This is a genomic window from Pseudomonas sp. GW821-FHT01E10 (assembly GCF_059422365.1).
Genome location: NZ_JBWKWT010000021.1, coordinates 66,871 through 85,881, shown reverse-complemented (window position 1 = coordinate 85,881; position 19,011 = coordinate 66,871). Strand labels below are relative to the sequence as shown.

The following is a 19,011-nucleotide window of genomic DNA, read 5'->3' as shown; positions in this document are numbered from 1 at the left end:
AGGCCATCGCTGACCTGCACGCTGAACACTTCGTTGTGACTCTCGCCAGCCTTCAGCGATTGCACGGCACTGGCGACGCCATTGGTGCCATTGGCCAACGTGTAGGTCCACTGGCCGCTGCTGTCGACGGCGATCGAGCCGTAGCTGCCGGTGTTTGACCCGGCAATGCTCCAGGTCGCCGTGGCCGCGTGATCGATGTCAGTCGAGCTGAATTGGCCACTGACGCTGAGGGTGCTGTCCTCCTGCACGGCGCCGACATCGTTGCCGCTGGCGAAGCTGAGCACCGGCGCGTCGTTGCTGCCGGTGACGGTGACAGTCACCAGATGGGTGGCGACGCCACCGAGGCCATCGCTGACCTGCACGCTGAACACTTCGTTGTGACTCTCGCCAACCTTCAGTGATTGCACCGCACTGGCAACACCATCGGTGCCGTTGGCCAGGGTGTACGTCCACTGACCAGTGCCGTCCACCGTGATCGAGCCATAGCTGCCAGTGTTGGACCCGGCAATGCTCCAGGTGGCGGTGGCCGCGTGATCGATGTCGGTCGAGCTGAACTGGCCACTGACACTGAGGGTGGTGTCTTCCTTCACGGCGCCGGCATCGTTGCCGTTCGCGAAGCTGAGCACCGGTGCGTCATTGCTGCCAGTAATGGTGATGGTCACAGTCTGCGTCGCCGAAGCAGCGTTAGCCGCGCCGCTGTTGTCGGTGGCGACCACGGTGTACGAGAAGGTGACGGTTTCACCCGCGCCGAGGAAATCGAGGTTCTGGCTGGTGCTGTAGTCCCAGCTGTTGTGATCAACCGAGAACCCGGCGACCAGTGCTGAGGCCACACCCGCATCGAGCGTGCCGCCGCTCCAGGCGATGTTGCCGTTGGAGGCGTGCGACACAGTCACCACGTCGATGTTGTCCACATCGGCAAAGCTCAGTGCGCCGCTGTCGCTCAGTGTGGCCGTACCGTTGCCTTCGCTCATGGCGCCGGTGGTGTCGGCAATCGTCAGCGTCGGCCGGTCGTTGGTGCCGGTGATGGTAATGGTCACGGTCTGTACCGTGCCGTCGCCGATCGCCACGTTATAAGTCTGGGTGAGGATCTGGCCTTCGCCCAGGAACTGCACGGCGGCGTTGTCTACCGCGAAGTGCCAGCCCAGCGAACCGCTACCGGTGCCGGTGCTGTCGTGCAGTGGATCTGTGGTGAAGCTGCCCAGGTAGCCGGAAGCGCCCGGTGTGACGGTGACGCTGTGGGTGTCGATCAGGTCGGCGTCGGTGAAGGTGATGCTGCCGTTGGCGGCGTAGTCGCCACTGTCTTCCTTGGCATCGCCGGTCTGCACGCCGCTGGTGATGTGCACCTGGTCGTTGGTGCCGGTGATGGTGATGATCACATTTTGCGTTGTCGACGAACCATGCCCATCACTGACGGTGACCACATAGGTTTCGGTAGCTGTCTGACCCTGGGCCAGGTACTGGGCTGCCGCATTGTTCACGGTGTAAGTCCAGTTAACGGTGCCGTTGGCCGCATTGGCCGCTTCAATGACAGAGGCAAGGCTGAAGTTGCCCAGCGCTGTGGTATTGCCTCCCGCCGCCACGAATGAAGCGGTATGCGTGTCGCTCAGATCGACATCGCTAAATGCAATCGTGCCTGTCGTACTCAGCGAATCGGTAGTGCTCGGCGTTGTGGGCGCATCTTCGGTCACCGTGCCAGCCTGCACGCTGACGTTCATCGTCACACTGTCATTCATACCGGCAAATTGCACTTGCGCAGTGGCCCAGCTGAGGGTGCCATTGCCGAGACGAATCGCATACGTAAAGCTGTCTGCCAGGGACGCTCCGGCAGCAAGCTCCTGAAGTTGCGTCTTGAAAGCAGTCGATAAGGTAGCGGCGTCGTAGCCGACTTTGCCATCCGATGTAATCCAGATTTTTGCCCCGTTGAGGCTGGTGTCGGTGCTCGTCGCCTCAATTCTGCTCGTGTCCTGGACCAGCAGATCGGCCGGGGCATAAACCTTGGTGGCAGTAGAAAGGCTGGTCGCGTTATCAACTGACCAGAGCGTCTTTGCGTTACCGCCCAGGTCATTGGACATGACATCCAGGTACACGACACCCTGCAGGTCTTCAGTGATGGTCACGTTGCTCGTGCCAATGACACCTGTAGTGAAAATGTCGTCCTGCGCCTGCGGCGTATTGGAAAACGAAGTAACGGTGCCGCCGCTGGTCGTGGTGGTGGTAGCCATGTCTTTCTCCCGAGAATGCTTTTTTTATTGGAATTGCCAGGGACTGCTAACAGGACGAAGTCCCGTGCTTGCGCCGCTCAGAGTGTTCAGGAGCGGTACGGGGCGGCTACCGGACATCGTCGACCGTCTGGGCTTGACGGGACAGGTGCTGCCGGCAGAGGGGCGCTGGTCTCGCGGGGGTGAAGAAACTCGCCGTACTTGAGGAGCGAATCGCAGAAGCGGTCGGGCGAACGTGGGCCCAAGCCTGAGGCTGCGCTGCGCGTGGCGCGCAGTATCCTGAGAGCGCCCATAGTGAAGGGACTCCTGAAGTAATGGCTGGATAAGGCCGTATTTTGGTACAGCACTGATTCAGGGATACGGCCTTTCCTGATATCAGTTTGATAGGTGTTTAGTTGTGGGGTCAGGCTTTGTAAAGGTGTTAAGCGCAGGTAACAGTACGATGTGCCAATATTCCGACAAGTGGATGTTTTGGTGTCAATATTATGTCGATTTGTTTTTGGCGAAGTGCCCGCCGGCACTCAATAGTGGTGTGCCTCAAATGAGCTGAAACCCTTATGCGGCAAGGGCTGGCTGCGTAATTTCAGTGCAAGAACACTCTAAAATTGCAGCGTCAGCGGTTAGAAAAGTCCATCAGAGCATTCCCTGGCGGTTTTTTCTTGCTCGAACCACCTGACGACTTACGTGGAAAGTCCGTTATTGCTGTGCCTTACTTCTGACTCCACTCAAGGAGCCAGCAATGCGACACAGAGGTGCACAGTTCTGGTTATGGACCGACCCCCGATTACCTCACCACATCCATGAAGAAATGCTCGGTGACGGGACACAAGTGGAAGTGCGGGCACGACTGAGTCGTGAGGGGATCACCCAGGTGTTCATCGGTGTTTACGATGCCCGTGGGATCATGCTGTGTGAGGAGTTTCACGACAGGGGCCGTGATGAGACTTACTGTGCGGCGTTGAAGTGGGGCGCTCTACGAGCGGGCGAGATCGTCGCGGGCACGCAGGCCTTCGTTGCACCTCATCGGGTGCAACTGACGCTCGGCACGGTCATCACCGATGAGTCGGTACTGGCGCTGCGGCGGATGGAAATGAACGAACGTGAGCGTTTCAAGCTCAGCTGTGAAGATGCGTGGTCGGAATACCTGACCGCCAAAGCGGCCATGCTTGACCTCATGCGCGCGCCCAAAGTCGATCCCAGGGTCTGGGCGGACCACAAGGAGCGACTGAAGCAGGCGATTGACCGGCGCGTCTGTGTACAACGCGCCTATTTACGCTGAGCTATTCAGAACCTGATGCCTGGGGCTGTCGCAGGGTCTCGATGGTCGCGATCAGGTCATCGTAGGACACCGGTTTTCCAATGTACTGGTCAAAGCCCGATTGACGAGCCTTTTTAATATCGCTGATAGCGCCATAGCCAGTCAGGGCAATGGCCGGCACATCCTTGACATGCGGCAACTGACGTAATGCTTGCATCAGTTCATGGCCGTTCATGACCGGCATGCCCAAGTCCGAAATGATCAGGTCGAAGTGGCTGTTTGCAGCCGCGTCCAGAGCGTCCTTCGGATGATCGAAGGCAACGACTTCGGCGTCCTCCATTTCCAGCAGCATCTTCAGGGTTTCCAGTACCTCGGCGGAGTCGTCGACCAGCAGAATCGTCAGGCCGCTCAGTTTTCCTGATACCTCATCGGTTGGCGTTGTGGTTTGGGTTTTGCCTTCACTACTGGCCAGGGGCAAATAGACAGTGAAGGTACAGCCTTCCCCAACGCCCGGCGAACTCACTTCAACCGTGCCATGTTGGGCCTCGGTCAATTGGCGCACCAGTGACAAACCGATGCCCAGCCCTTCGCGCTGGTGGTTGGCGTGCTGTGTTTCAGCCTGGCCAAACAGGTCGAATACGTGTTCGAGGTTCTCTGCCGCGATGCCGGTGCCATTGTCCTTGACGTCCAGCCGCGCCATGTTTCCGGCCAGGCTGGCGATCAATTGCACGCGGCCGTCGGGCGGGGTGAATTTCAGTGCGTTATTCACCAGGTTCCAGATGATCTGCTCCAGGCGCGTCGGATCGGCGCGCACCATCAACGGCTCCGAAGGCACATGCAGCTCGACGGTGGTGCTGTGCTGGTCGTTGAGGACGACGGTGTAAATATCGCGCAGCACACTGGCCAGATCCACGGCGATCGGTTTGAGCTTGAGCTTGCCGGTGCGCACGCGTGCGACATCCAGCAGGTCGTCGATGATCCGCGCCTGGCTGCTGACAGCATCGCAGATGGTGTTGACGGCTTTGGCGGCCGGCGCCACCGACTTGGTCACCGGCAAGCGCCGCAACAGTTCGGCGTTGAGCTGGATCAGGTTCAGAGGATGCTTGAGTTCGTGGGACATGACCGCGAAGAACTCATCCTTGAGGTAATTGGTGTTCAGCGTCTCGGCCAGTTGCTGGCTTTGTTCCTCATGCTGGCGTTTGTGACCGGTCAGGTCCCGGGCGATTTTCACGTAGCCGCGAAGGTTGTCACCGCTGAGCAAGGTCACTTCGCCGCTGCAATAGAAGCGGCTGCCGTCCTTGCGCAGGTGCCAGCGTTCATCTTCGGAACGGCCATGGGTGCGAGCCCCCAGCAGTTCGGATTCAGGCACGCCGGAGGCGCGGTCTTCGGCGGAAAAAATGAAGTCGTAGTAAGCGCCTTCGGCCTCAGCCTTGCTGTAGCCGAAGATCAGTTCGGCGCCTTTGTTCCAGGTGGTGATCACGCCTTGTTCATCAAGGGTGATGATCGCGTAGTCGCGGGTGCTTTCGGCCACCAGGCGCATGCGTTCTTCGCCCAGGCGCAGCTCTTCTTCGGCCTCGCGGCGTTTGGTGATGTCAATGAACGTCAGCACGGTGCCGTCGATACGGTCTTCGCTGGAGCGATAGGGCAGCAGGCGGGCGATGTACCAGTGCTTGTCGGTGCTGCTGACTTCACGTTCGATCATGTTCAATGATTCGAACACCGATGCCGCGTCACTCGCCAGGTCGTCGTAGTGCAGGCGATGGGTGATGTCGAGCAGGGAGCGGCCGGTATCCACCGGCAACATGCTGAAAATATCGGTGGCACGCGGAGTGAACCACTTGATCCGCATGCTACGGTCGACAAACACCGTGGCAATGTCGGTGGAGGCGATCAGGTTGGTCAGGTAGTCGTTGATCTTGTCAGTTTCTTCGACTTTGGTTTTCAGCTCGTAGTTGACCGTCAGCAGCTCTTCGTTGATCGATTGCAGTTCTTCCTTGCTGGTTTCCAGCTCTTCGGTGGCCGAGCGCAGTTCTTCGTTGATCGCCTGCATTTCTTCGTTGGAAGCTTTCAGTTCTTCACTGGAAATTTCCGATTGTTCAATGGTGTCCTGCAAGTGCAGTTTGGTGCGTTGCAGTTCACGCTCAAGATTGGACAGCACCTGGCTTTCGGTTTGAAGCAGGGTCTTGGCCGTCGCTTGCGAAGGATCGACTTCGACTTCCTCGAAAATCACCAGGATGAACTCGCCGTCCGCCTCTTCATCCTTGTAAGGCTGCGCCTCCAGGCTGACCTTGTAATGCCGCTCTTCGCGCTTGACCGGCACCTCGCGGGATCTCACGGCCAGGCCGCTCTGCTGGACCTGGAACAGCGTGGTGCGGATTTCCAGGCGCAGCTCCGACAGGATCAGCGTCAGCAGGTTGCGTGACAACTCACCGCCCACATGCCGAAGGAAACGCCCGGCAGTTTCGCTCATGTGCAGGATGTCGGCGTTGGCATCGACGATCATGCTCGGCGGGGCCGCGCGTTCGAGGGCGCGCTGGTGGATGTCGGCAAACGACAGTTTGCGCTGCACGGCGTGTTGCGGTGCCTGATGGGAAATATTGGAGCGCACATAACCACCGCGCGGCACGGTCGGCGTGCGTCGGCTGTTGGCGGTGCCGGTCTTGGCGCGGAAGATCCGGTTGCGTTTGTCCACCGGCGTGAACAGCTCATGGCAAGCGTCTGCGCTTTCGGAGGAACCGAGGAACAGAAAACCGCCGGGGCGCAAGGCGAAGTGGAACATCTGCAGGATTTCGCGCTGTACTTCGCGATCCAGATAGATCAACAGGTTCCGGCACACGATCAGGTCGATTTGCGAGAAGGGTGGATCGGACAGCAGGCTGTGTTTGGCGAACAGCACCTTCTCGCGGATTTCCTTGCGAATCCGATAGTGCTCATCTTCCTTGATGAAGTAGTGCCGCAGCCGCGTCGGCGGCACATCCGTCACGATGGCTTGCGGGTACAGGCCGGCCCGGCCGAAGCTGATGGCGCGCTCGTCGATGTCGGTGGCGAAAACTTGCAGTGAGGCCTTGCTGGCTTCCTGTTGCAGCTGATCGTTGACCAGCATCGCCAGGCTATAGGCTTCTTCGCCGGTGGAACAGCCAGCCGACCAGACCCGGATTTCTTCCTTTTCAGGCTGCGCCGAAACCGCGGCGCTGACCAGTTGCGGAATGACATCCCGCTCCAGCGCTTCGAAGGCTTCGCGATCACGGAAAAAGTTGGTCACGCCGATCAGCATGTCCCCCAGCAGCGCCTTGGTTTCTTCGGGATTGCTTAGCAGGTAGCGGTAATAGGCTCCCAAGTCGGGCTGGGCCGTGACCTGCATCCGGCGTTCGATCCGCCGCAATACTGTCGCGCGTTTATAGTGCTTGAAGTCATGACCGGTGCCGGTGCGCAACTGGATCAGGATGTCGTGCAGCATTTGTTCGGCGAGTGCTGCATCGCGCTCGGACACCGAGGCGAAGGATTGCAGTTCCGGATCGTTGGCGGCAGGCAAGCTGATTTCCCGGGAGTTGTGCCACAGGTCCAGCAGCTTTTGCGGCATTTCTACTACGGGCAACACCAGATCGACCATGCCGGTCTCGATGGCCGCCCGAGGCATACCGTCGAACTCGGCGTCTTCCGGTACCTGGGCCAGGGTAATGCCGCCCTGTTCCTTGATACGCGACAGGCCGACTGCGCCGTCGGAACCGCTGCCCGAGAGCACCAGGCAGAAGGCGCGCTCGCGGTGTACTTGCGCCAGGTCGCGGAAGAACAGATCGATCGAGGCATGGCGTCCCAGTTGTGGGTCGTTTTCAATTACCTCAAGGTTATTGCCATTCATCACCAGTCGCCGCGCCGGCGGGATGACATAGACCCGGTTTTTCTCGATCGGTACGGTTTCGGTGACCTGCAGAACCGGCATCCGGGTCGATTCCTGGATGATCTTGTCTGCGACGCTTTGGTGGTCGGGCGACAGGTGAAGAATGATCACAAACGCCATGCCGTTGTCGTTAGGCATGTTCTCGAAAAACAATTTGATGGCTTGCAGCCCGCCAGCCGACGCACCGATGCCCACCACTGGAAAATCCAGGGTACTGAGGGTCAGGGCCTTTCGCTCGGGAGCCGTGGCCGAGTGCTTGGGGGTGGTGGTCATTTCCTGGCCTTTGCCGGCGATTTAGAGCGTATTGGGTTCAAGCGGATAATAATTAGCGTGCTTCAATAAATCAGGATAATCCCGTTTTTCAATAACGCCTTCAAATATTTAGCGCAGCCGTATGATCTTTTGGCAGTAAAAGGAACGATTGCACTCCCGCTGCTTCAAGGGAACGCGACTACTGGCCGATAACGCGACAAGCCGTTGTGATTTCATCGCTGGCGGCCGGTAAAGCTCATCACGCGATTGTGCGAAATTGCTTGATAGCCAATGGCCTCTCGCTATCATCTGCGCGCCTGAAAGGCCGCGAAGCTGAATTCGCAGCCATTGCCTTTAGGTTGTTCTTCCTTAAATTGCCTGGAAATCTTCGATGCTGTCGTATCACCAAAAAAGCTTTTTGATCGTCGATGATTTCTCGGATTTCCGCAGTTCCGTCAGGTCCATGCTGCGGGAGCTGGGCGTCAAGGACGTCGACACCGCTGATACCGGTGAGCAGGCGCTGCGCATGTGCTCGCAGAAGTCCTACGACTTCATCCTGCAGGATTTCCACCTGGGCGATGGCAAGAAAAACGGTCAGCAGGTGCTCGAAGACCTGATGATCGAGAAGCTGATCAGCCACGAAAGTGTGTTTGTCATGGTCACCGCCGAAACCAGCCAGGCCATGGTGCTCAGCGCACTGGAGCATGAGCCCGACGCTTACCTGACCAAACCGTTCAACCGCTCCGGCCTGGCCCAGCGCCTGGAGCGACTGGAACAGCGCAAGACCTTGCTCAAGCCGATCCTGCAAGCGCTTGACCGGGGCAAACCGGTTGAAGTGCTCAACGCCTGCATCGCCCTGTGCAAACAGGACATTCGTTATTCGCCGCTGTGCCTGCGTTACCGCGCTGATGCATTGCGCGATTTGAACCAGAACGAAGCGCTGGAGCGTCTTTACGACAGCATCATTGCGGATCGGCCTTTGCCCTGGGCGTTTGCCGGATTGGGCCAATTGCTGTTCAAGCGCGGGCAGGTCAGCCAGGCCAAGGGCATTTACGAAAAAGCCTTGAAAGTCTTCCCGATGATGCCGGCCCTCTACGATGGCATGGCCGATGTGCTGGTCGCCGAAGGTGACACCAAAGCGGCGCAGAAAGTGTTGGAAGAAGCAATTCGCCTGTCGCCGCTGGCGGTGCGCCGGCAAGCGTTGCTGGGCAAGTTGGCAATGGCCAACGAAGATTTCGACACTGCCTCCAAAGCCTATCGCCAGGCCGTGAACCAAGGGGCGCAGTCACGTTTCAAGGATGCGGAAAGCAACCTCGGCCTGGCCCATGCCTTGATCAGCAAAGGTGCGGAAAAGGGCCTGGACACGCGGACCCGCCTGGAAATCAACACGACGCTGAGTGCAGTGGCGAAGGAGAACCCTTCCGACCCAGGCCTGCAGATTCGTGCGCGTCTGATGAAGGCCACCAGCCTGCTGCTCAACGATGCCGAGACCGCCGAGAAGCTCACCGAGCAAGCGATGATGCGCCTCGATGGCATGGAACAGTTCATGAGCGCCGAAGCGGCGCTGCTGGTGGCCAAGCAGTTGCAAATGCTCGGGCAGGCGAGTGCCGGTGCTTCGATGTTGAAAAACTGTGCGGAAATCTACGGCGACGATCCGACCGTGATGAAGGGCATCGCCAAGCTGACCGACGACCCGACCATCCTCAACTCGGGCAATGCCGCCGCCGACCTCAACCGTCAGGGCGTGCGGGTGTACAAGACCGGCAATCTGGTGGAAGCCCGGGAAGTGTTCCGCAAAGCCCTGGCGCTGCAACCGAAGAACATCAGTATTGCCCTGAACATGGCGCAGTCGCTGCTGCATGGCACCGACACCAGCGTGCCGTCGGCCGAGCTGGAAGAGTGCCGGGCCTGCCTGAAAACGGTCGGCCTGATGCCCGATACCGATGCGCGTTATCCGCGCTACCAGAAACTGAAAATCAAGGCGTTCGGCGAATGATCGACAGCGAACCGTCACTCGACTTCTCTACGGTGATTGCCTCCACCGTGCACGACATGAAGAACTCTCTGGCCATGCTGATGCAGGCGCACAGCCAATGGCTGGCGCGTTTGCCCGACCCTGAGCGGCACACCCCGGAGCAGGGCGTCATCGACTTCGAGTTCGCCCACCTCAATGGCATGCTGGTGCAGTTGCTGGGGCTGTACAAGCTGGGCGTCAACCAGATGCCATTGCAGCCGGCCTACCATGAGCTCGATGACTTCATCGAGGCGCAACTGGCGGCTCATCAAGAAGTGTTCGCCAGCCGGGGCATTATCGCGACCTATGAAGTGGACCCGTTGAGCCCGCTGGGTTTCTTCGATCGGGAGCTGATTGCCTCGGTGCTCGCCAATTGCATCAACAACGCCATTCGTTATGCCCGGCATGCCTTGTTGATCAGTGTCAGCGATGAGGCCGGGCAATTGGTGCTGACCATCAACGACGATGGTGAGGGTTATCCACCCGAGATGATCGAGCGTCAGGCCGATTACGTGCAGGGCATCAACCACAGCAGCGGCAGTACCGGCCTGGGCTTGTACTTTGCCGGGCGGATTGCCGCCTTGCATCAGCGTGATGGTGTGGGCGGACGTACCGAAATCAGTAATGGCGGGCCATTGGGTGGCGGCGTGTTCAGCCTCTATCTCCCCTGAACGACACGTTCCTCACAGGATTGCGCCTTTTTGTTTGACGCTGCTTGATATTCCGAACAGCCGGAGCCTATTTTGTACGGGTCGCCGTTCGCGGCTCGTACAACAACAAGGATTGCGTCATGACAACCGATGGCCATCGCTCACTCGCGCAGCGATTGACGGGCATTGATGAGATTGAATGTGTCACGCCGGACCTGAACGGCGTGCCACGCGGCAAAGTAATGACCGCTGAAGGATTTCTTGAGGGGCGGCGTTTGCAGATGGCGCGGGGAGTGCTGCTGCAATGCATCATGGGCGGCTATCCGCCCGCGCACTTTTACGGCAGCGATGATGGCGATCTGGCGCTGGTGCCTGATCCGGGGCAGATCCACCGCTTGCCCTGGAGTTCGCACCCTCGGGCACTGGCCATATGCGATGCACAGGAACTGACTGGCGAGAGCTCGCACCTGTCGACTCGCGGCCAACTCAAGGCGGTGATCGCTCGCTACGCCGCCCTCGGTCTGGCGCCGGTCGTGGCGACCGAGCTGGAATTCTTTGTGTTCGCACCCAACCCTGACCCGACGCAACCCTTCCAGCCTCCAGTGGGCCTGGACGGTCGTCGCGAGGACGGTCATTCGGCATTCAGCATCAGCTCCAATAACGGCTTGCGGCCGTTCTTCACTGAAGTCTACGCAGGCATGGCGGCGCTGGGCTTGCCGCGCGATACCTTCATGCACGAGATGGGCGTCAGCCAGTTCGAGATCAACCTGCTGCATGGCGATCCGCTGCTGTTGGCCGACCAGACCTTGCTGTTCAAGCATCTGCTCAAGGAAGTGGCGCTCAAGCATGGCCTGACCGTGGTCTGCATGGCCAAGCCGTTGGCTCACACGCCGGGCAGTTCGATGCATATTCACCAGAGCGTCGTCGAGATCGACAGCGGGCGTAACGTGTTCAGCGACAAGGCCGGCGAGCCGACCGCGACCTTCCGTCATTTCATCGGTGGCCAACAGGCCGGCCTGGCGGATTTCACTGCGCTGTTTGCGCCGAACGTGAACTCTTATCAGCGCCTGTGTCATCCTTTTGCATCGCCCAATAATGCCTGCTGGTCCCATGATAACCGCGCGGCCGGCCTGCGCATTCCGGCCAGTTCACCGGTTGCTCGTCGGGTCGAAAACCGCCTGCCGGGGGCTGACGCCAACCCGTATCTGGCGATCGCCGCGAGCCTGGCGTCGGGGCTGTATGGCATCGAAAACAAACTGGAACCGAGCGAGGCGGCACGGGGCGAATTCGTGGTGCCGGATAATCTTGCGTTGCCGTGTACCTTGCATGCCGCTCTTGAACGTCTGAAACGTAGCCAATTGGCGAAGGAACTGTTCGGCAAGGAGTTCATCGAAGGCTACATCGCTTCGAAGACCCTGGAGTTGACCAGCTTCCTCGATGAAATTACTCCCTGGGAACGGCGTGTTCTAGCAGCCCAGGCCTGACGACCTGTCGCCATCGGGCTATCGTTGTCGATAGCCCGATACTCACTGCAAGGAGCCGCTCGGAACGCCAATGCGCCAAATCCTGAAATCCTTTCGAGGACTTTATTTCGCCTCGCTGATGATGTTGATCGGCTCGGGCCTGTTGAGTACTTACCTTGCCCTGCGCCTGGCGGCCGATAAGGTCGACAGCCTGTGGGTCGGCGCGTTGATGGCGGCCAACTATTTCGGCCTGGTGCTGGGCGGCAAGATCGGCCATCGGCTGATTGCCCGGGTCGGGCATATTCGAGCTTATTCAGCCTGCGCCGGGATCGTCGGTGCGGCGGTGCTGGGCCATGGCCTGGTGGACTGGCTGCCCGCGTGGCTGTTCCTGCGGGTGATCGTTGGCCTGGGCATGATGTGCCAGTACATGGTGATCGAAAGCTGGCTCAATGAGCAGGCAGAAGCCAAGCAGCGTGGCGTGGTGTTCAGCGGCTACATGATCGCTTCGTACCTGGGGCTGGTGTTGGGCCAGCTGATTCTGGTCATGCACCCGGGGCTGGGCCTGGAACTGCTGATGCTGGTCGCTCTGTGTTTCGCCCTGTGTCTGGTGCCGGTGGCCCTGACCCGGCGGATTCACCCGGCGCCATTGCACCCGGCGCCGATGGAACCGCGCTTCTTCATCAAACGCGTGCCGCAGTCACTGAGCACGGTGTTGGGGGCGGGATTGATCGTCGGTTCGTTCTACGGCCTGGCGCCGCTGTATGCCTCCCAGCAAGGATTGTCCACCGAGCAGGTCGGTCTGTTCATGGGCAGCTGCATTTTTGCAGGCCTGGTGGTGCAGTGGCCGTTGGGATGGCTATCGGATCGTTATGACCGGGCGGTATTGATCCGAAGTTTTGCGTTTAGCCTGGCACTGGCCGCGTTGCCGCTGGCGATCATGCCGCAGGTGCAACTGGAGGTGCTGTTCATCGCTGGGTTCCTCTGTTCGTTGGTGCAATTCTGTCTGTACCCGCTGGCGGTGGCGTTCTCCAACGACCACGTCGAGGGTGATCGCCGGGTGTCGCTGACGGCGATGCTGCTGGTGACTTACGGTGTCGGCGCGAGTGTCGGACCGTTGGTGGCAGGGGTATTGATGAAGTTGTTCGGCAGCCAGATGCTGTATGCCTTTTTCAGTTTTTTTGCATTGGTGCTGGTGTGGCGAATCCGCCCGAAAGCAGTCACCAATCTGCATCAGGTGGACGATGCTCCGCTGCATCACGTGGCCATGCCGGACAGCATGACGAGTTCGCCACTGGTGGCTTGCCTTGACCCGCGTGTCGATGAGCAGGTGGTGCAGGATCAGATGCAGAACCCGGTCAACCCGGAGGCTGATGTCAATCCGGATGCCGAGCCAGAACCTGAACCAGTTTCGGATTCAGAAGACCCGGACGCAGGTCGCGAGCAAAGTTTTACTGAAGCGCGGCCTTGATCAAGGCATAAAAAAACGGGCAGTCCCCGCAAGGGACTGCCCGTTTTTTATTGGCGGGGTGTATCAGAAGTCGTCTTTGTCAAAGCGCCGCGCTTCACGCTGAAGCTGATAGACGAACCGCTCGACCTGCCGTTGCACCAGGCCGCTCATGTTGTGAAAACGCACGCCGGCGAAGGTGGTGTTGATCTTTTCTTCAAAGTGCAGGTAACGCAGCTCCACCGGTGCCGTCATGCTGCCGAAGGGCAGGGCGGCGATGAAGCGGTCGTAGACCTGACCCAATTGCAGCTTGGCGGTGATGTCGCCTTCGAAGCGCAATTTGCAGCCGGTGGCGGAGATGTCCAGCAGTTTGCCGGCGAGGGGCGACTTGAGTTTCTCGCCTCCCAGCTCGACATTGACCAGTTGTGCCAGCTTCAACGCAGCGCGGAAAGCATTGCGGCGCTGGTGGTAAACCACCTCATCGGGCAGCGAGCCCCGGTAGCAGCGGCCATCGCCGGACTCGTCGATGGTCAGCGGGCCATTGCTTTCCCAGGCGATGCGCACGCCGTCGTGGAAGCCTTCGACCTTGAACGGTTCGCCGGCCAGCAGAAAGCGTTCGCCGTCGCGCGGGATCATTTCGTCCAGGGCGATCATGTTGCTGTCACGGTCGACGTCCACCAGATAACTCTGGAAGCGCTGGCTGCGCTCGTGGAACGTGATGATCAGCGGGTCATGGCTGTCTTGCAGCTGACGCAGGTTGCCGGAGATTTCCAAAGGCGTGGTGAGCACCTTGGGTGGCTGCGGAGCATCTTCCGCGCTTAAGGCATTGGACACGGGGTATCAATCTCCAGGCAAATATGACTACTGGCCGGCATTCTGCCAGCATGTTGCGTGTCTTGATAGGGCGTGCTCATTGAAAGGCTTAAGCCTGACTGAGCGGGCGTGGCTTGGCGAGCTTGGAGGTTGATCCGCGGGCATCGTAGAGCGCTGGCGGCTCGCCGCCGGTGAGGATTTTCAGCTGGTTGGCCGTGGCGGCCTGCTGCACCAGAATCGACTGGCCATTGTTGACATTGGCGGCTTGGCACTGGGCCAGGAGGTCGGTGAGCACGTCGCTCTGTCCCAGCAATCGTTCGCCAATGCTCGACTGGCTGGCGAGTTGCTCCAGGCCCTGGCGGTTGGTTGGCAGGTTGAGGCTGGCGAGGATTTCACTGCGCTTGCGGCCATGCTGTTCGAGCAGAATGATCAATGCCTGTTTATGCGCCAGAATTTCTTCGAGCAGTGGCATGTCGCGACCGTGCAAGGCAAGGGACTCGGTTTGCAGTAGCTCCAGCAGTTGTTGCGCCGGGGCGAAGTCGTCGATGATCAGTTGCAGTAATTGAGTGTCGTGCATGGCTGGCCTTGGGTTTTAAGCGTCCAAAAGCCTGGCGCGGGCCGTGGCCTAGCGCTGGGCTTCGAAGTTGAGCAGTTTGCTGGCTACACGGTTGCTGTCGACTTTATAGCTGCCATCGGCAATCGCTGCTTTCAACTCGGCCACGCGGGCGTTGTCGACGGCAGGCTGATCACGCAGCTTGTCAGTGACCTTCTGCAACTGTTGAGCCTCATTGCTGAGGTGTACCGATTCCCCGCTTTTGGTGGTACTGGCCTGTTCGGCCGGGGTATTCAGCGGCGCGGATTGGCCGGCTTCGGCGGTTTCCTTGGCGGTGCTGGTACGCGTACTGCCCGTAAGTGACGAGGAGCTGTTTAAACGACTGAAATCGATGACCATGACAAAAAACCTCTGGATATTTGGACGCTTGCCATGTTTTCGGCGATTCCCCGAAAAACTTTAGGCCCATTTATCAATGAGCTCGCATGCGCCAGCGCATGCCCTGCATGCGGCACAGTTTAGGCAACCGCCAGGCGGTGCGCCATCACTTCACAAACACAGAGCCCTTACATGGCCACTTCCACCTGGCCGGGCGCTGTGACTTGCGCCTTGATGACCCGCTGGGAGTTAAGGTTCTTCACGCGAATCTGTTCCCTCAGGCCGCCGTTGGACAGCGCTTCACCCGGCATGCGCACACTGAGCGTACCACTGCGGGCGGTAATCACCACTTGGTCGCCCTTGCGAACCACTTCCGCCTGTTCGAGATGCACCAGCGTAATGATCTGATCGGCGACCATTGGTCGGGTAAGTTTTTGCCCGATAGCCTGATCGACGGAAGTCAGAAACCCCTGATTTATCAGGCTGATATCACGCTCGCGCAGGGTTACGTCCTGAGGTTCGATAATCCCTGTGCGCTTGAGCGGACGAGTGGTCGTCACAATGTCGCGAAACAGCTTCACTTGAGCGGGCACGAACACCGTCCAGGGCGAGGCGCCATCGCAGCGAACCTTGACCGTGACCCGTCCCAGAGGCCTTGCCGGGCTCTCGAGGGTGGCTGTCAATTCCTTGTCGCACATAGGCATGCGCAGGCGCGGATCGAGCTGGTTGACCTGGATTTCGTAGCGACCTTGCGTTTGACTGGTGGCCAGATAGTCCTCTACGGTGAATTCAAGAAAGCCCTGGGTGACGCCGATAAGCATGTCAGGCAAGGTAACCGTATCAGCAAGGGCAGGGCTGCCAGCGTTGAACAGGCAAGCGGCCGACATCGCGCAGAGCAATCTGCGGCAGGTTGATGTCAGGTGTCGGAAAAATGTCGGTTCTGTGTTCATAAGAGTTAAAAAGCAAGCGCCGTGCCGTTTCGTGATGAATGTGCGTCGCAACACACTTAGCGTTGGTGTAGGAGTCTGGGCATGGCTGGTGTAATGGATTCGGTGAACCAGCGCACGCAACTGGTAGGGCAGAATCGCCTTGAGCTGTTGTTGTTCCGTCTCGACGGCCAGCAGCTGTATGGGATCAACGTGTTCAAGGTTCGCGAGGTGCTGCAATGCCCCAAGCTGACCCTGATGCCCAAGTCCAGTCCTGTCGTGTGCGGTGTGGCGAATATTCGGGGGGCAACCATTCCGATCCTGGATCTGGCGATGGCGACCGGTGCCGGTCGGTTGCTGGACCAGAGCAATCCCTTCGTGATCATCACGGAGTACAACACCAAGACCCAGGGTTTCCTGGTTCGGTCGGTGGAGCGCATCGTCAACATGAACTGGGAGGAGATTCATCCGCCACCCAAGGGCACGGGGCGCGATCACTACCTGACGGCTGTGACTCGGGTCGACAACCAGTTAGTCGAAATCATCGACGTCGAGAAGGTGCTGGCGGAAGTGGCGCCGACGCCGGAAGCGATTTCGGTGGGCGTGGTCGATGTTGAGACCCAGCACAAGGCGCTCTCTTTGCGCGTATTGACGGTCGACGACTCGTCGGTGGCACGCAAGCAGGTGACCCGTTGCCTGCAAACGATCGGTGTCGAAGTGGTGGCGTTGAACGACGGCCGGCAAGCGCTGGATTACCTGCGCAAGCTGGTTGACGAGGGGAAGAAGCCGGAAGAAGAGTTCCTGATGATGATCTCCGACATCGAGATGCCGGAGATGGACGGGTACACCCTGACGGCCGAGATCCGCGCCGATCCGCGCATGCAAAAGCTCCATATCATCCTGCATACTTCGTTGTCGGGAGTGTTCAATCAGGCGATGGTCAAGAAGGTCGGTGCCGATGACTTCCTGGCCAAGTTCCGTCCTGATGACCTGGCATCCCGGGTAGTCGACCGGATCAAAGCAGCAGATAACAGCTAGAGGCCTTCTGCCCCTGGCGGTCAACACGATTTAAGAGGCGGTATCTTTGTCTACGGGTAATTTGGATTTCGAACAGTTCCGGGTATTCCTGGAAAAAGCCTGTGGCATTTTGCTCGGTGAAAACAAGCAATATCTGGTCTCGAGCCGTCTCAACAAACTGATGGAACAGCAGGGCATCAAATCGTTGGGTGAGCTGGTTCAGCGCATCCAGACCCAGCCGCGCAGCGGTTTGCGCGAGATGGTGGTGGATGCCATGACGACCAACGAAACCCTGTGGTTTCGTGACACCTATCCGTTTGAAGTCTTGAAGAACAAGGTATTGCCTGAAGCGATCAAGGCCAGCCCCGGTCAGCGCCTGCGGATCTGGTCGGCGGCGTGTTCGTCGGGTCAGGAACCGTATTCGCTGTCGATGTCCATCGATGAGTTCGAACGGGTCAACATGGGCCAGTTGAAGATGGGCGTGCAGATCGTTGCCACCGACCTGTCCGGCAGCATGCTGACCAACTGCAAGACCGGCGAGTACGACAGCCTGGCCATCGGTCGCGGCCTGTCGCCCGAGCGCCTTCAGCGTTACTTCGACCCCAAGGGGCCGGGGCGCTGGGCCATCAAGGCACCAATCAAGAGTCGGGTGGAGTTTCGCTCGTTCAACTTGCTGGACAGCTACGCAAGCCTGGGCAAGTTTGACATCGTGTTCTGCCGCAACGTGCTGATCTACTTCTCCGCCGAGGTGAAGAAAGACATCCTGTTGCGCATTCACAGCACGCTCAAGCCGGGCGGTTATCTGTTCCTTGGCGCGTCCGAAGCGCTGAACGGTTTGCCGGACCATTACCAGATGGTCCAGTGCAGCCCGGGGATCATTTACCAGGCGAAGTGATTCGTTGACGGCATACAAAAAAACGGGAGTCCTCAGGGGCTCCCGTTTTTTTTGCCTGCTTGTTTCTCATAGGCACCCCAATACCTGTAGGAGCGAGGCTTGCCCGCGAAAGCGTTGGGGCGGTCAATGATGATTGTTGTCTGGCACACCGTTTTCGCGGGCAAGCCTCGCTCCTACAGTTGATCGGTGTTGCCCTGGGAAAGCGGCAGAAAAGCGGCAGGCGGCGGAAATCGGTTGCCGCTTTTCTGGCATTGCCGCCTCGTTACTGCTCGCAAAGCCCCGGTTTACGGGCTTTTTTGAATTGGCACGCCGCTTGCTATGTTCACGTTACGAAAAATCAGGTCACCCGAAGGTTTCCCGACATGAGCATCAGCTTCGATAAAGCGCTCGGTATCCACGAACAAGCCCTGGGCTTCCGCGCTCAGCGTGCTGAAGTCCTGGCCAACAACATCGCCAACGCCGACACCCCGAACTACAAGGCTCGGGATCTGGACTTCTCGAAAGTGCTCGCCGAGCAGAACGAGAAAACCAAAAACGGCAAGTTCGCCTTGAGCATGACCAACAGCCGTCACATCGAAGCTGAAGGCCTGGGCAATGGCGACGAGTCGCTGATGTATCGCACGCCGATGCAACCGTCGATCGACCAGAACACCGTGGATGCCCAACTGGAACAGTCGAACTACGCGGAAAACGCGGTCAACTTCCAGGCCAGCTTCACCCTGCTCAACAGTAAATTCAAAGGGCTGGTGTCAGCCCTGCGCGGAGAGTAATTCATGTCCCTGTCCAGTGTTTTCAACATTGCCGGTAGCGGCATGAGTGCCCAGACCACTCGCTTGAACACCGTTGCCAGTAACATCGCCAACGCCGAGACCGTTTCGTCGAGCATCGACCAGACCTACCGCGCCCGTCACCCGGTGTTCGCCACCATGTTCCAGGGCGGCCAGAGCGGCGGCAGCGATTCGCTGTTCCAGAACCAGGACGCGGCCGGTCAAGGCGTGCAAGTGCTGGGTGTGGTCGAAGACCAGAGCAACCTTGAAGCGCGCTACGAGCCGAATCATCCGGCCGCCGATGCCAAGGGCTACGTCTACTACCCGAACGTCAACGTCGTCGAAGAAATGGCCGACATGATTTCCGCAAGCCGTTCGTTCCAGACCAACGCTGAAATGATGAACACCGCCAAAACCATGATGCAGAAGGTCCTGACCCTCGGTCAGTGATAAGGGGCGACTTT

The 19,011-nt window shown here is 59.0% G+C and carries 15 protein-coding genes; 9 read left to right on the top strand and 6 right to left on the bottom strand.

Translation table 11 applies throughout. From position 1 onward, the window contains the following. A partial coding sequence (locus AC07V0_RS25735; RefSeq protein WP_495020048.1) for a VCBS domain-containing protein occupies positions 1 to 2,222 on the bottom strand: 2,222 nt, incomplete at its 3' end. A gap of 736 nt (positions 2,223 to 2,958) precedes the next feature. On the opposite strand from AC07V0_RS25735, the gene AC07V0_RS25730 reads away from it, so the two are divergent. Beyond that, positions 2,959 to 3,498: a hypothetical protein gene (locus AC07V0_RS25730; protein ID WP_064616470.1), complete on the top strand. Its 540-nt coding sequence runs from the start codon at positions 2,959 to 2,961 to the stop codon at positions 3,496 to 3,498. Position 3,499: 1 nt separating this feature from the next. Here the strand turns inward: AC07V0_RS25730 and AC07V0_RS25725 are convergent, their stop codons facing one another. Further along, entirely contained in the window at positions 3,500 to 7,648 is a 4,149-nt protein-coding gene (locus tag AC07V0_RS25725; RefSeq protein WP_192350839.1) for a CheR family methyltransferase, read from the bottom strand. A 370-nt stretch (positions 7,649 to 8,018) separates the two neighbouring features. On the opposite strand from AC07V0_RS25725, the gene AC07V0_RS25720 reads away from it, so the two are divergent. The 4 genes from AC07V0_RS25720 (at position 8,019) to AC07V0_RS25705 (ending at position 13,222) form a co-directional block, all read left to right on the top strand. Next, positions 8,019 to 9,623 (top strand): tetratricopeptide repeat-containing response regulator, encoded by a 1,605-nt coding sequence (locus AC07V0_RS25720; protein ID WP_019582899.1) that lies wholly within the window; start codon positions 8,019 to 8,021, stop codon positions 9,621 to 9,623. Beyond that, complete coding sequence (locus AC07V0_RS25715) at positions 9,620 to 10,312, top strand: sensor histidine kinase (RefSeq protein ID WP_064616474.1); 693 nt, start codon at positions 9,620 to 9,622, stop codon at positions 10,310 to 10,312. The genes AC07V0_RS25720 and AC07V0_RS25715 overlap by 4 nt, the downstream gene beginning before the upstream one ends. A gap of 221 nt (positions 10,313 to 10,533) precedes the next feature. Next, a complete protein-coding gene (locus AC07V0_RS25710) occupies positions 10,534 to 11,775 on the top strand; it encodes a glutamine synthetase family protein (RefSeq protein WP_173861199.1) in 1,242 nt (413 codons plus the stop codon). 70 nt (positions 11,776 to 11,845) lie between these two features. Next, positions 11,846 to 13,222, top strand: a complete 1,377-nt coding sequence (locus AC07V0_RS25705) for an MFS transporter (protein WP_192350841.1) — start codon at positions 11,846 to 11,848, stop codon at positions 13,220 to 13,222. Between the two features lie 63 nt (positions 13,223 to 13,285). On the opposite strand, the gene AC07V0_RS25700 is transcribed toward AC07V0_RS25705, so the two are convergent. From AC07V0_RS25700 to flgA, 4 genes are all read right to left on the bottom strand, one after another. After that, positions 13,286 to 14,032, bottom strand: coding sequence for a flagellar brake protein (locus AC07V0_RS25700; RefSeq protein ID WP_192350843.1), 747 nt, complete (start codon positions 14,030 to 14,032; stop codon positions 13,286 to 13,288). Between the two features lie 88 nt (positions 14,033 to 14,120). Next, positions 14,121 to 14,588, bottom strand: coding sequence for a flagella synthesis protein FlgN (locus AC07V0_RS25695; protein WP_064616481.1), 468 nt, complete (start codon positions 14,586 to 14,588; stop codon positions 14,121 to 14,123). Positions 14,589 to 14,636: 48 nt separating this feature from the next. After that, positions 14,637 to 14,963 (bottom strand): flagellar biosynthesis anti-sigma factor FlgM, encoded by a 327-nt coding sequence (gene flgM / locus AC07V0_RS25690; RefSeq protein ID WP_007937499.1) that lies wholly within the window; start codon positions 14,961 to 14,963, stop codon positions 14,637 to 14,639. A gap of 167 nt (positions 14,964 to 15,130) precedes the next feature. After that, positions 15,131 to 15,892 (bottom strand): flagellar basal body P-ring formation chaperone FlgA, encoded by a 762-nt coding sequence (gene flgA / locus AC07V0_RS25685; RefSeq protein WP_064616483.1) that lies wholly within the window; start codon positions 15,890 to 15,892, stop codon positions 15,131 to 15,133. Between the two features lie 81 nt (positions 15,893 to 15,973). On the opposite strand from flgA, the gene AC07V0_RS25680 reads away from it, so the two are divergent. From AC07V0_RS25680 to flgC, 4 genes are all read left to right on the top strand, one after another. Further along, positions 15,974 to 16,906, top strand: a complete 933-nt coding sequence (locus AC07V0_RS25680) for a chemotaxis protein CheV (RefSeq protein WP_007937503.1) — start codon at positions 15,974 to 15,976, stop codon at positions 16,904 to 16,906. Between the two features lie 46 nt (positions 16,907 to 16,952). Continuing rightward, positions 16,953 to 17,780 (top strand): protein-glutamate O-methyltransferase CheR, encoded by an 828-nt coding sequence (gene cheR / locus AC07V0_RS25675; protein ID WP_026286437.1) that lies wholly within the window; start codon positions 16,953 to 16,955, stop codon positions 17,778 to 17,780. A 362-nt stretch (positions 17,781 to 18,142) separates the two neighbouring features. Then, a complete protein-coding gene (gene flgB, locus AC07V0_RS25670) occupies positions 18,143 to 18,550 on the top strand; it encodes a flagellar basal body rod protein FlgB (protein ID WP_007937506.1) in 408 nt (135 codons plus the stop codon). A 3-nt stretch (positions 18,551 to 18,553) separates the two neighbouring features. Beyond that, positions 18,554 to 18,997, top strand: a complete 444-nt coding sequence (flgC, locus tag AC07V0_RS25665) for a flagellar basal body rod protein FlgC (RefSeq protein WP_007937507.1) — start codon at positions 18,554 to 18,556, stop codon at positions 18,995 to 18,997. Positions 18,998 to 19,011: the final 14 nt, after the last annotated feature.

Excerpts from the sequence above, each read along its gene's own strand:
- AC07V0_RS25730 (WP_064616470.1), top strand. The coding sequence starts at position 2,959 with ATGCGACACAGAGGTGCACAGTTCTGGTTATGGACCGACCCCCGATTA.
- AC07V0_RS25725 (WP_192350839.1), bottom strand. The coding sequence starts at position 7,648 with ATGACCACCACCCCCAAGCACTCGGCCACGGCTCCCGAGCGAAAGGCC.
- AC07V0_RS25720 (WP_019582899.1), top strand. The coding sequence starts at position 8,019 with ATGCTGTCGTATCACCAAAAAAGCTTTTTGATCGTCGATGATTTCTCG.
- AC07V0_RS25715 (WP_064616474.1), top strand. The coding sequence starts at position 9,620 with ATGATCGACAGCGAACCGTCACTCGACTTCTCTACGGTGATTGCCTCC.
- AC07V0_RS25710 (WP_173861199.1), top strand. The coding sequence starts at position 10,534 with ATGACCGCTGAAGGATTTCTTGAGGGGCGGCGTTTGCAGATGGCGCGG.
- AC07V0_RS25705 (WP_192350841.1), top strand. The coding sequence starts at position 11,846 with ATGCGCCAAATCCTGAAATCCTTTCGAGGACTTTATTTCGCCTCGCTG.
- AC07V0_RS25695 (WP_064616481.1), bottom strand. The coding sequence starts at position 14,588 with ATGCACGACACTCAATTACTGCAACTGATCATCGACGACTTCGCCCCG.
- flgM (WP_007937499.1), bottom strand. The coding sequence starts at position 14,963 with ATGGTCATCGATTTCAGTCGTTTAAACAGCTCCTCGTCACTTACGGGC.
- flgA (WP_064616483.1), bottom strand. The coding sequence starts at position 15,892 with ATGAACACAGAACCGACATTTTTCCGACACCTGACATCAACCTGCCGC.
- AC07V0_RS25680 (WP_007937503.1), top strand. The coding sequence starts at position 15,974 with ATGGCTGGTGTAATGGATTCGGTGAACCAGCGCACGCAACTGGTAGGG.
- flgB (WP_007937506.1), top strand. The coding sequence starts at position 18,143 with ATGAGCATCAGCTTCGATAAAGCGCTCGGTATCCACGAACAAGCCCTG.
- flgC (WP_007937507.1), top strand. The coding sequence starts at position 18,554 with ATGTCCCTGTCCAGTGTTTTCAACATTGCCGGTAGCGGCATGAGTGCC.